Raw genomic sequence first — 12,390 nt, forward strand, 5'->3', positions numbered from 1 at the left:
AGACTGGGCGCGTGTCCAAAAAGCAAGGCTTTTCCCAAAAAAGAGACAGTCGGCCAATCCCCTCAGCGGTACTTCGCGATCAGCCCGCGCAGGAACTTCGCGGCGGCAGCCCCCTTCAGCGCCCGGCTCCACATTTCCTCCGCCGCCTTCTGGTGCAGCGCCAGCGCTTCGGGCGCCGAGGTGATCATCGCCACCCCGATGCGCACGTTTGGCTGCTCGCCCAGGCGGAACGGCGACAGCACGAGTACCTGCCGGTCGGGCTGGCGCAGGATCTGGAAGCTCGCGTGGGGCAGCGTGTCGGGCACGATGCCTATCTGGATGCCGATCGGCTGCTCTTCGGTGAGCTTCGCGAAGCGGGTGACCTCGCGCACTGCCTGCGCGCGGCGCTCGGACCGGATCGCCTCGTCGAGGTCGAGGCGGCCGACCAGGCCGTTGTGCAGGAAACGCTCGATCTCGCTGGCCGAGATCAGGTTGACCACCGCCGGCTGGCGCCGCTGGTACTGCGCCTTGCGCGCCTGCAGGATGGCCATGATCTCGCCGACTTCGGCGATCGCGCGGTCATGCGCCGGCAGGTCGGCCGGGATGCTCTCGGTCAGGACCTCGACGAGTGTCGCGTCGAACGATTCCGACGCCAGCAGGTAGGAGATCGGGCCGGCGAGCACGATGATCTGTTCGGCCGTCTCCTCATTCTGCCGCAGCCGTTCGAAGTAGGCCACCGCCGAGGCGATGTACTCGACGCCGACGCCGAGCAGGGTCGGCACCGATACGCCGAGCAGTTCCGACAGTCGTCCCAGCGTTTCGATCTTCGCCAGTTCGCCCTTCTCGAAACGATAGAGCGCGGCGCGCGAGATCTCGAGGCGGCGTGCAATCTCGTCGGCCGAAAGGCCGGACCCGAGACGGAAGGCACGCAGCCGGTTGCCGATATCGTCGAATCGGATCGCCATCGAAGGGAGCAGGTTTATGACCGGACTGATGGTACGCGAATCGGGTAATGTTCTCGCTGGTGTCAGCCATCGTCACCAGGCCCGATGTTGATCGAGGATCATGCATGAAGATCGCAACCCTGCTCGCCCTGTCCGCAACCGTTGCCGCGTCGGCGCTCGCACCGGCCGCCGCGCTGGCACAGCCGTCCGAGGGCACCTTCCCGACGCGCCCGCTGCGCTTCCTCGTGCCGTTCGCACCGGGTGGCGGAAACGATTTCATCGCCCGCACGCTGGCGCAGCGCCTGTCCGAAGGCCTCGGCCAGCCGGTGCTGGTCGACAACCGGGCTGGCGGCGGCGGCCTGCTTGCGACCGAACTGGCGGCACGTGCGCAGCCCGATGGCTATACGCTGCTTCTCGGCTTCATCGGCCCGTTCTCGATCTCCCCGACGATGCAGAAGGTGAACTACGATCCGGTGCGGGACTTCATCAGCCTGGACTTCTTCGCGTCGTCCTATCACCTGCTGATCGCCCATCCGTCGGTGCCGGTCAGGACGGTCAAGGAACTCGTCGCCCATGCCAAGGCCAACCCGGGGCGCCTCAACTATGCATCGAGCGGCTCGGGCGCGAACCTGCACCTTTCGGGAGAGCTGTTCAAGATGGCCACTGGCACCGACCTCGTGCATATCCCGTACAAGGGCGCCGGCCCCGCAGCTGCCGCGGTGCTTGCCGGCGAAGCGCAGTTGCTGTTCTCGTCGATCACGGCGGCACTGCCGCTGGCACGCGCGGGACGGGTCACCGCACTGGCAATGACCAGCCCGAAGCGCTCGCCGCTCGCGCCCGAAGTGCCCACGCTGAACGAGCAGGGTATCTTCAACGTCGAGGTACCTTCCTGGTACACGCTGATGGCCCCGGCGAAGACCCCGCGCGAGGCGGCCGAGCGGCTGCGCGCCGAGGTGCGGCGCGTGGTCGCGATAGCCGAGTTCCGGGAGACGCTCGGGAAGCAGGCGATCGACGTGCAGGTGATGCCGCAGGCGGAGTTCACGACGTTCCTGAAGGCCGATACCGCCAAGTACGCAGCGGTGGTGAAGAAGTCGAAGATCACGGCGGAATAGCCCCACTGCCGGCACGCTGCAGACGCGCCCGCCTCGCCGACCGCATCAATCGATGCGGATGTTGGCTTCCTTGACGATCTTCGCCCACTTGGTCGACTCGCTGCGGATCAGTTCGGCGAACTGCTGCGGCGTGGACAGGCGCACCTGGAAGCCTTGCGCATCGAGCTTCTCCCTGACCTCGGCAGCACCGAGGACCTTGTGGATCTCGCCATTGAGGCGCGTCACGATATCCTGGGGCGTCTTCGCCGGTGCCAGCACGCCCTGCCAGTCCTCCGACGAGAAACCGGGCAGGCCCGATTCTGCGACGGTCGGCAGTTCCGGCGCGCTCGGCACGCGCTGGGCTGGCGCCACCGCCAGCGCGCGCAGCTTGCCAGCGCGCACGTGCGGCAGCGCCGAGGGCATGCTCGCGAACGAGAAACCGACATGGCCGCCGATCAGGTCGGCCACCGCGGCGCCACCACCCTTGTACGGGACGTGCACCACGTCCACCCCCGCCATCGACTTGAACAGCTCGCCGGTGAGGTGGGTCGCATTGCCAATGCCGCTGGAGGCGAAGGTCATCTGCCCGGGACGCTGCTTCGCCAGCGCGATCAGGTCTGGCATCGACTTCACCGGCATCGACGGATGCACGACCAGCACATGGGACGAGGCACCGGTCAGCGTGATCGGCGCGAAGTCGCGCTGGCTGTCGTAGGGCACCTTGCGGAACAGGCTCTGGTTCACCGCGAACGGGCCCAAGGTGCCGATGGTCAGGGTATAGCCGTCCGGGGGCGACTTCGCCACCAGCTCATTACCGAGCATGGCACCGGCACCGGGCCGGTTCTCGACGATCACCGGCTGGCCCAGCGATTCGGTCAGCCGCTGGCCGAGGATGCGCGCGACCAGGTCGGCACTGCCGCCCGGCCCGAACGGCACCACGATGCGAACCGTTCGCGAAGGCCATGCAGCAGCGGCCTGCTGCGCATGCACGGGCGTAGCCACCACTGCAGCAAGGCCGGCCGGGAGGGAAACCAGCAGTGACGACATCGACAGCACGGATGCACGCACGATTCAACACCCTCCCGTTCACGGTGGACAGTCAGGACATGGATGACAGCCGGGCCAGCGCTCAGAAACCCGGGAACTGCAGGTTGGTCCACTTCGCCTTGATCTTCGCGCGCAGCTCGGCACTGACGTCGACCACCGTCGGGAAGGTCTTCTTCAGCTTCATGTCGTACGGGATGCAGGCGTCGACGAGGATGCGGTTGTTGAAGTTGCCCGGTAGCCACAGCGGATCGCGCTTGGAGGCCCAGGCCTTCTGGATCAGGTCGATGTCGGTCATCGGGTCGAAGCGGGTGCTCATCGCCCAAAGCACCTGATCGAGGTCGCCAGCGTCGATGTCCTCGTCGACCACCACCGTCCACTTGCCGGCATACGCGCCACCCTGGCAGTTGGCCGCGATGTGCAGCGCGTTGCGCGAGTGTCCGGGATAGCGCTGGATGATCTGCACCACCGTGAACCGCGTCGCCGGGCCTGCCTCGTGGTTCCAGACGCCGAGCACGTCCGGGATGCCGCAGGCGTCGAGTGCGCGCCAGACCTCGGCCGCGCCCGCGATGCCCTTGAGCAGGCCGGTCTCGTCGACCGGCTTGTGCTGCGGCGCGCAGCAGAGGATCGGGTTGTTCCGGTGCAGGATGGTCTTCACGTTCACGTAGGGACGCGGCACCGAGTCGTCGGAGTAATACCCCATCCACTCGCCGAACGGTCCTTCCGGCAGCACCTGCCCGGGGACCATCTCGCCCTCGATCGCGATCTCGCAATCGGCCGGGATCGGAAAGCCGGTGAACGGCCCGCGCACGCACTCGACCGGTTCGCCGCGCAGGCCGCCCATGAAGTCGATCTCGCTGATGCCGTCGGGCAGCGGGCTGGCCGACAGCATGAACAGCAGCGGATCCTGGCCGCAGAGGATCACGACCTTCATCGACTCGCCGCGCTCGAAATACTTGTCGCGGTGGATGCGGCCGTGCTTGCCCTCGGTGATCTGGCAGCCGATCGTCTTGCCGTCGTAGACCTGGCTGCGGTAGGCACCGACGTTGTACCAGCCCTCGTCCGGATCGAGCGTGATCACACCGTCGGCGGTGCCGATGAAGCGTGCCTTGTCCGCCTCGTGGTGGCGCGGCACCGGGAACATCAGCACGTCGCAGGCATCGCCCGTGATCACGTTCTCGAGGATCGGCCCGGTCTCGACGATCTTCGGCGGCAGCGGCTTCAGCGTGCGGATACGCTCATGGTAGGCCTTCACGATGTCGACCTTGCGCGCATGTTCGAGCGGCAGGCCGAGGGTCAGCGCCACCCGCTTGATCGACGAGAACTGCCCGTAGAGCGTACGAAAGCCCGCCGGATAGCCGGGAATGTTGTCGAACAGGATGGCCGGCGCCTGGCCACGGCTCTTCTCGGTCATCATGTGGGTGATCGCACCCATCTCGGTATCCCAGTGCGCCCCGTCGATCTTCAGCAGTTCGCCGAAACCTTCGCTGCGCTCGAGCCATTCGCGCAGCCCGCGGTAGCCTACGGTTTCATCGAGGGTGGACTTGGTCATCTGACTCTCCGGGGTGTCGAACAGGTGTCTAATTTCTGATACCGTTCTCATAAAAGTAACAGATCGATCAGGGCGTCGCAATGCGTCGCCGGGCGCGCCCCGGCGCTATGCTCGGCCAAGGTATCGGGCACGACAGACACAGGAGAGATGTCGATGGAAAACCAGGACCTCCGGCGCTGGCTCGCGCGGATGGAAGCCGCAGGCGAGTTGCAGCATGTGAGCGGCGCCGAGCGGATGGAAGAGATCGGCGGCATCGTCGACATCTACCAGCGCAAGATGGGCCGCCAGGCACTGCTGTTCGACGACGTGCCCGGCTATCCGCGCGGCTACCGCGTGCTCGCCAACGTGCTCACCTCGGTACGCCGCATCGCGATGACGCTCGGCCTGCCCGACGATTCCACCGAGATGGACCTCGTGCGCTACTGGCGCAACTACATCGGTGGCGCGAACACGCACAAGCCCGAGGTGGTGAAGACCGGCAAACTGCTCGAGAACGTGCTGTACGGCAAGGACATCGACCTGCTGAAGATCCCGACGCCCAAGTGGCACGAGGATGACGGCGGCCCGTACATCGGCACTGGCTGCATGGTCATCATGAAGGACCCCGACTCGGGCTGGATCAACTACGGCGCTTACCGGGGCCAGGTGTTCGACAAGGCCATCGCCACCGTGATGTGCTCGAAGGGCAAGCACGGCGACCTGCTGATGCAGAAGTACTTCCAGCGCGGCGAGCGCTGCCCGATCGCGGTGGTGGTCGGCGTGCATCCGGCGCTGTTCATGGTCGCCGGCCTGGAGATCCCCTACGGCAAGAATGAATACGAGGCAGCCGGTGCGCTGATCGGCGAGCCGGTGCAGGTGATCGAAGGTCCGATCACCGGGCTGCCGATCCCGGCGCACGCCGAGATCGCCTACGAAGGCTTCGTCTCGCCGGGGGACAAGATCGATGAAGGTCCGCTCGGCGAATGGACCGGCTACTACTGCAGCGGCAAGTCTCCGCAGCCGGTGATCCGGGTCGAGTCGATGCTCCACCGCAACGACCCGGTGCTGCTGGGCGTGGTACCGGCGGTGCCGCCGAACGACGACAGCTACTACCGCGGGCACTTCCGGGCCGGCGCGGTCTGGCGCCAACTCGAGGGTGCCGGCATCCCGGGCGTCACCGGCGTCTGGTCGCACGAGGCCGGTGGCGGCCGCTACTGGCTCACGGTGGCGGTGAAACAGATGTATCCGGGGCACTCGAAGCAGGTCGGACTGGTCGCCGGGCAGGTGCACGCAGCCGCCTACTGCAACCGCTACGTGGTCGTGGTCGACGACGACATCAACCCGGCCAACATGGATGAAGTCGTGTGGGCCATGTGCACCAGGGTCGACCCGCGCGAAGACGTCGAGATCCTCAAGGGCTGCTGGAGCACCCGGCTCGACCCGATGTCGTACCCGGAAGACCAGCCGGTGCTGAACTCGCGCATGGTGATAGACGCCTGCCGGCCGTGGATCAAGCGCGACACCTTCCCGGCGGTCGCACGCTCCAGCGCTGGGCTCGATGCGCGTATCCGTGAGAAGTTTGCGCACGTGCTGCCCAAAGGCGCCTGACCCGGGAAAGGAACCGGTGTCCGACCCTGATTCGTGCCCTGATTCTTTCGGGGTCGGACCTGCCCGCAGATCGCCTTGGGCAGCCACAACGCGATCTGCGGGTACATGTAGATCAGCCCGATGGCGAACACCCATGGGTGCGCACCACCGCGGAGCGCGCCCGCTGAAGACGGAGCAACGATCACATGCAGCCAACGGTTTCCCCTGTCGCGCCGACCTCGACGCAGTCTGCCCTCCGGGTCCTGGTCGGCGCAGCCTTCCTGCTGTCCGTCCCCGCGCCGGCCCTCGCGAACGAGTGGGCGTCCTGCGTGAGGGAGCTGCGTACGATCGCCATCGGCAAGGGCATCGATGCACAGGTCTTCGACGCGTCGCTGGCGGGGGTCGAGCCTGACGCAGACATCCTCAAGGCCTTCGACAACCAGCCGGAATTCACGATCCCGATCTGGGACTACCTGTCCGGACTGGTCGACGAGGAACGGGTAGCCGATGGCCGTGCGCTGATGGAGAAGTGGGCAGCGGTACTGGCCCAGGCGGAGGAGAAGTTCGGCGTCGACCGCTTCGTGATCGCAGCCGTCTGGGGCGTCGAATCCGACTACGGTCGAATCATGGGCAAGCGGGAACTGGTGCGCTCGCTGACCACGTTGTCCTGCTCCGGTCGGCGCCAGGCGTTCTTCCGCGGCGAACTGCTGGCGACGCTGCGCATCGTGCAGAGCGGCGACATCCCGATCGGCTCGCTGGTCGGTTCCTGGGCGGGTGCATTCGGACAGACCCAGTTCATCCCGTCGACCTACCAGCGGCTCGCGATCGATTTCGACGGCGACGGTCGGCGCGACATCATCGGTTCGGTGCCCGATGCGCTGGGCTCCACCGCCAACTACCTGAAGCGTGCCGGCTGGGTCACCGGCCAATCGTGGGGATACGAGGTGCGGCTGCCGGCGGGCTACGCCGGTCCGGTCGGGCGGCGCGCGAAGCAGTCGCTCACCCAGTGGAGCGAACTCGGCATCCGGCAGGCCGATGGCAGCGCGCTCACCGGTACCGGCCCGGCCGGCCTGCTGCTGCCCTCGGGCGCGAAGGGTCCGGCATTCATCGTGTTCCGCAACTTCGATGCGATCTTCGCCTACAACGCGGCCGAATCGTATGCGCTGGCCATCGCGCACCTCGCCGATCGGCTGCGCGGCGCGGGTGCTTTCCGCACGCCTTGGCCGACCGACGATCCGGGCATCGGCCGAGCCGAGCGCCGCGAGGTGCAGCAGCGCCTGCTCGACCGCGGCTTCGATGTCGGCGTGCCCGACGGTATCGTCGGCGCGCGCACGCGCACCGCGATCAGGGCGTTCCAGGCGTCGGCCGGACTGACGCAGGACGGTCGCGCGGGCACCCGAGTCTTGCAGGCATTGCGGGCGTCGACATCGAGCCCTGCCGTGGCACCACTGGCGAAATGAGCGTACGTTGAAATGATGCAACGATCGCCACGCGCCTTTCACTGATGATCACCGACGGCATCTCGCACGCGATCCAGCTGGCAGTTGCGCCGGTGTTCATGCTGACCGCCATTGCCGGGCTGATCGGGGCGCTCGCCACGCGACTCGGCCGGATCATCGATCGCGCACGCAGCCTGGAAGAGCGCATCCGCGAGGGCAGGCTGGTCGACCAGCCCGCAGTCGAGGCCACCTACCTGGAACTGCGCCGGCTGAAGGTGCGCGGCCGGGTCGTCAACGCCTCGGTCGGCCTGCTTGCATTGGCGGCGATGATGATCGGCGCGACGGTGCTGTCGCTGTTCCTCGGCGAGACGACGGATTCCCGGATCAGCCCGCTGGTCTCGGTCACCTTCCTCTCCGGCGTCGTCTGTTTCGTGCTCGCGCTGGTCGGCTTCCTGCTGGAGACCCTGCTGGCCGGCTACACGCTGCGCTTCCGCGACCACCCGCCACTGGAGTGACTGCGCGGCCTAGGGCCGCGCGCGTGCCTGCTCGTACCAGGAGGCATCGTAGTACTTCGACGGCGGTCCCATCTTCTTCTGCGGCACGCCGTAGCGCTCACGCAGCATGATCACGTTGCGCAGGCCCTGCAGGTCCATCTCGCCACTTCGCTGAAGCGCCGACGGCCCCCGTGTCATGCCGTCGATGCTGCCCAGCGCGGCAGCCTCGCCCACCTTCACCCGCGACGCGAGGATGCGCGCCGCTTCGTCGCGGTTCGCCGGATCGTAGATCCAGTCGATCGCCGAGCGCAGCGCCCGGATGTAGCCGACCATCGCCTTCGGGTTGTCACGGGCCCAGGCGCGATTGGCGATACGCACGTTGGCCTGGTAGCCACCCAGCGTGGACACGCCCTCGCCGAGCAGGGCGAAACCTTCCTGCCGGGCCACGCCGGTGAACGGCTCGGTGATCAGCGCCGCCGCGAACTTGCCGTCGCGCAGCGACTGCAGCCGGGCGCGCGAGTTGCCCACGGCGACAAAGCGGACATCGGCGGGGCCGAGCCCGCCCTTCTCCAGCATGTAGCGCAGCACGAAGGCATAACCGGTGGACAGCGAGTCGAGTGCGAGGTCCCGGCCCTTGAGGTCGGCGATGGTACGGATCTCGGGCAGCGCGAACAGCGACAGTTCGGCCGAAGAAATGCCCATGAAGGCCACCATGTCAGGCTCACGGTCGAGCTTCGCGGTGCCCTGCCCCTCCTGGTAGGCGATCAGGTTGTCGATGGCGGTGCTTGCGACATGGAACTTGCCGGCCACCAGGCTGCTGATCTGGAAGCCGGAGTTGGGCGTTGCAGTGATGTTCACCACCAGGCCCTCGCGCGCGAAGAACCCCTTTTCCTGGGCTACATAGGACGGCATCGCATTGGCACCGGCGAACACGATCACCTCGATCGGCTGCAGCGGCGTGGCCGCTCTGGCCAACCCTGCAAACCCGGCACCGAAGGGCGCCAGGGCAAGGGACGCTGCAAGCGCGAGTGTCCTGCGCCGCTCACTGTGGATCGTCGGTTGCATCCGCTCGGTCATGGCTCCTCCGTCCGGCGCCTGGCGCCTGTTGATGGATGGCCCCAAGCGTAACGCTTTATCACCTGGCCGGAACCGAAGCGTCGTACCCGAACTGCGCGCGCGGGCGGCACGGTCGTGCAGTTCCGGCCCGGGCGCGGAAAGCCACTGGCGAGCGCAGGGCGGGCGACAGACTTCGGCTGGTCGGGCGGGTCAGCGGTCGACGCGCACACCGGCCGCCTTGATCACGCGGCCCCACCTTGCGATCTCGTCCTTGATGAATGCGCTGAACTGCTCCGGCGTCGACGACCGCGCTTCGCCGCCGGCAGCCGTGATGCGGTCGCGTACCTCGGGGGATTCGACGGCGGCGATCGTCTCCTTGCTCAGCCGGGCAACGACCGTCTTCGGCAGCCCGGCCGGCCCGCCGATGCCCGCCCAGCTGGTCGAGCGGAAGCCCTTGTAGCCGGATTCGTCCATCGTCGGCACGTCGGGCAGTTGCGGCGACCGCTTCTCGCTACCGACTGCCAGCGCCTGGATACGTCCGCCCTTGATGTGCCCGAGGCTTGCCGGCATGTTGACGAACATGAAGTCGAGCCGGCCGCCGAGCATGTCGGCGATCGCCGGGCCGCTGCCGTTGAACGGGACATGGGTCGGATCGATCTTCGCAACGCTCTTGAACAGTTCGAGCGTCAGGTGCGGCGTGGAGCCGATGCCGGTCGACGCTGCATTGGTCGCGTTCGGCTTCGAACGCACCAGCGCGACGAGTTCCGCCACGGTCTTCGCACCCTTGCTGCTGGTGACCAGCACGTTGGGCGTGGTGCCGATCAGGCCGATCGGGATGAAATCGCGATCGGTATCGAACGGCAGTTTCGACACCAGGTTGAGGTTCAGCGAGAACCCGGTCGACAGCGTGACCAGGGTATGGCCGTCCGGCACCGCCTTGGCGACGATGCTGTAGGCGAGCGCGCCAGCCGCACCCGGGCGGTTGTCCATCACCATCGGCTGACCGAGCGCCTCGCTCATCTTCGGCGCCACTGCCCGGACCAGCTGGTCGGACAGCCCGCCCGCCGAGAAGTCGACGATCATCCGGATCGGACGGTTCGGGTAAGCCTCGGCTGCGCGCGACTGTGCGTGCACCTCACCCGGCAGCAGGACCACGGCCATGACGGCGAGCATCGGAACGACGCTCGTCGCGCGGCGTGCATGGCTGGTTGCGCATTCGTTCGCTTGCCGCATGGTGGTGCCCTCCGAAAGGTCAGAACGGGATGTCGTCCTCGAAATCGTCGAAACCCGCACCGCCACCCTTGCCCGCGGCCGGGGCCGGTTTGCCACGCGGCGAGCTGCCTGCCCCGCCGCCGGATGAGCGCGGCGTATCGCCGTCGCCCATCGCGTCGCCACCGCCCATCCGGTCGCCGCCCGGTGCTCCGGAGCCACCGCGGCTGCCCAGCAACTGCATGCTGTCGGCAACGATCTCGGTCGTATAGCGCTCGATGTTCTCCTTGTCGGTCCACTTGCGCGTGCGCAGCCGGCCCTCGATGTAGACCGGCGAACCCTTCTTCAGGTATTCGCCGGCGACTTCGGCCAGGCGGTTGCGCAGCGTGACCCGATGCCACTCGGTCTCTTCCTTCTTGTCGCCGGACGCCTTGTCTTTCCACGAGTAGGTCGTGGCCAGATTCAGGTTGCACAGCGCGTTGCCATCGGGCATGTATCGCACTTCGGGGTCGCGACCGAGGTTACCGACCAGGATTACCTTGTTCACAGATGCCATTGGATTCCTCCGCTACGGGCGTGGTGTTGGGTGATCAGGCCTTGCTGGGATGGACGTTGCGGATGTCGCCGGCGCTCGCGTGCGATTCGTCCGGGCCGCCCGCGGCGCCCGCGCCAGCACTGCCGGCCGGGCGGCCCGGCACATGCATGCCGCGCGCGACGGCCAGCCATGCGGCGGTCAGCAGCGTGCCGAACCAGAGCACGGCAGACAAGCCTGCAGTCTGCGCAAGGATGCCGCCGACCGCACCTCCCAGAAAGATCCCGAGGAACTGAATACTGCTGTATACCCCGATTGCCGTCCCGCGCAAGGGACGCGGTGCCAGTCGGGAGACCAGCGACGGCAGCAGCGCCTCCAGCACATTGAATCCAATGAAGAAAGCAGCCAGCGCGATACCGGTGCCGAACACCGAGTCGAGCGTCAGCAGGAAGCCGCCGAGCGAGGCCAGCATGAGCGCGACGCTCGCGAGGAACACCAGTTTCAGGCGCTGGCGGCCCTCGGCGTAGCCGATCGCGGGCACCAGTACGGCAAAGCTGGCCAGCATCGCCGGCCAGTAGACATGCCAGTGTGCGGCCACTGGCATGCCGGCATCGCGCAACGACACCGGAACCACGAGGAACAGTGCGGTCAGCAGCGCATGGAGCACCAGCACGCCGAAGTTGAGCCGGCGCAGATCGGGGTTGGCGAAGACCGCGCACAGGTCAGTCCAGAAGCGGCCGCGCACCGGCCGCCGGGCATCGGCATCCGTGGCGGTGCCGGCATCGACCGGCATCTCGGACGGATCGGGCACCAGCCAGCGCACGACCCCGACCGCGAGCAGCGCCAGCACCCCGGTCATCGCGAAGATGCCGCTGACGCCGATCGCGGCATTGAGCAGCGGCCCGGCGATCAACGATGCAGCGAAGGCGATGCCGATCGTCGATCCGATGATCGCCATCGCCTTCGATCGCTGCGAGTCCCGGGTGAGGTCGGCGGTCAGCGCGATCACCACCGCCGAGATCGCGCCGGCCCCCTGCAGCGTGCGGCCGAGGATTACCAGCCATATGCCGGACGCCGAGGCCGCGACGAAGCTGCCGAGCGCGAACAGCGCTAGCCCGGCATACATGACCGGCTTGCGGCCGTAGCGGTCGGACGCCCAGCCGAACGGGATCTGCAGGATCGCCTGCGTCAGGCCATAGATGCCAATCGCGATGCCGATCAGGATCCGGTTGTCGCCCCCGTGGAGATGCTCGGCATGCACGGCGAACACCGGAAGGATGATGAACAGGCCGAGCATGCGAAGCCCGTATAGCGTGGACAGGGCCAGGCTCGCGCGCCATTCGAGGGCATTCATCGGCAGTCCGGAGGGACGGTTGAGCAGACGTTGACGGTCAATGGGTACGGACAGCGTGATGACTCGGTTATAGTAACAGGTTGCCTTTTTCATACGGCGTTGCGGACAGGGGTGGCATGGCAGGCGAAAC

Annotated in this window: 11 protein-coding genes; 4 read left to right on the forward strand and 7 right to left on the reverse strand. The window is 67.0% G+C overall.

Annotated elements, in window-relative coordinates; genetic code table 11:
* Positions 1 to 62: 62 nt before the first annotated feature.
* Positions 63 to 944, reverse strand: coding sequence for a helix-turn-helix transcriptional regulator (locus ING98_08145; GenBank protein ID MCA3101828.1), 882 nt, complete (start codon positions 942 to 944; stop codon positions 63 to 65).
* Positions 945 to 1,048: 104 nt separating this feature from the next.
* Here ING98_08145 and ING98_08150 point away from each other — a divergent pair, with 104 nt between their 5' ends.
* A complete protein-coding gene (locus ING98_08150) occupies positions 1,049 to 2,035 on the forward strand; it encodes a tripartite tricarboxylate transporter substrate binding protein (GenBank protein ID MCA3101829.1) in 987 nt (328 codons plus the stop codon).
* 45 nt (positions 2,036 to 2,080) lie between these two features.
* Here ING98_08150 and ING98_08155 read toward each other — a convergent pair whose 3' ends face one another.
* Both ING98_08155 and ING98_08160 read right to left on the reverse strand, forming a co-directional pair.
* Complete coding sequence (locus ING98_08155) at positions 2,081 to 3,061, reverse strand: tripartite tricarboxylate transporter substrate binding protein (protein MCA3101830.1); 981 nt, start codon at positions 3,059 to 3,061, stop codon at positions 2,081 to 2,083.
* An 82-nt stretch (positions 3,062 to 3,143) separates the two neighbouring features.
* Positions 3,144 to 4,610 (reverse strand): UbiD family decarboxylase, encoded by a 1,467-nt coding sequence (locus ING98_08160; protein MCA3101831.1) that lies wholly within the window; start codon positions 4,608 to 4,610, stop codon positions 3,144 to 3,146.
* A gap of 153 nt (positions 4,611 to 4,763) precedes the next feature.
* Between ING98_08160 and ING98_08165 the strand changes: the two genes are divergently transcribed.
* From ING98_08165 to ING98_08175, 3 genes are all read left to right on the forward strand, one after another.
* Entirely contained in the window at positions 4,764 to 6,197 is a 1,434-nt protein-coding gene (locus tag ING98_08165; GenBank protein ID MCA3101832.1) for a UbiD family decarboxylase, read from the forward strand.
* A gap of 185 nt (positions 6,198 to 6,382) precedes the next feature.
* Complete coding sequence (locus ING98_08170) at positions 6,383 to 7,636, forward strand: lytic murein transglycosylase (GenBank protein MCA3101833.1); 1,254 nt, start codon at positions 6,383 to 6,385, stop codon at positions 7,634 to 7,636.
* A gap of 44 nt (positions 7,637 to 7,680) precedes the next feature.
* Positions 7,681 to 8,130 (forward strand): DUF2721 domain-containing protein, encoded by a 450-nt coding sequence (locus ING98_08175; GenBank protein MCA3101834.1) that lies wholly within the window; start codon positions 7,681 to 7,683, stop codon positions 8,128 to 8,130.
* Between the two features lie 9 nt (positions 8,131 to 8,139).
* On the opposite strand, the gene ING98_08180 is transcribed toward ING98_08175, so the two are convergent.
* The 4 genes from ING98_08180 to ING98_08195 all read right to left on the reverse strand — a co-directional run bounded on the left by ING98_08180 (position 8,140) and on the right by ING98_08195 (position 12,260).
* A complete protein-coding gene (locus tag ING98_08180) occupies positions 8,140 to 9,186 on the reverse strand; it encodes an ABC transporter substrate-binding protein (protein ID MCA3101835.1) in 1,047 nt (348 codons plus the stop codon).
* 189 nt (positions 9,187 to 9,375) lie between these two features.
* Positions 9,376 to 10,338 carry a tripartite tricarboxylate transporter substrate binding protein gene (locus tag ING98_08185; GenBank protein ID MCA3101836.1) on the reverse strand — a complete coding sequence of 321 codons (963 nt, stop codon included), beginning with the start codon at positions 10,336 to 10,338 and terminating at the stop codon, positions 9,376 to 9,378.
* 79 nt (positions 10,339 to 10,417) lie between these two features.
* On the reverse strand, positions 10,418 to 10,930 hold the full coding sequence (gene ssb, locus ING98_08190) for a single-stranded DNA-binding protein (GenBank protein ID MCA3101837.1): 513 nt from the start codon (positions 10,928 to 10,930) through the stop codon (positions 10,418 to 10,420).
* A 34-nt stretch (positions 10,931 to 10,964) separates the two neighbouring features.
* On the reverse strand, positions 10,965 to 12,260 hold the full coding sequence (locus ING98_08195; GenBank protein ID MCA3101838.1) for an MFS transporter: 1,296 nt from the start codon (positions 12,258 to 12,260) through the stop codon (positions 10,965 to 10,967).
* Positions 12,261 to 12,390 lie beyond the last annotated feature (130 nt).

This window comes from Rhodocyclaceae bacterium (assembly GCA_020248265.1).
Classification (GTDB): domain Bacteria; phylum Pseudomonadota; class Gammaproteobacteria; order Burkholderiales; family CAIKXV01; genus CAIKXV01.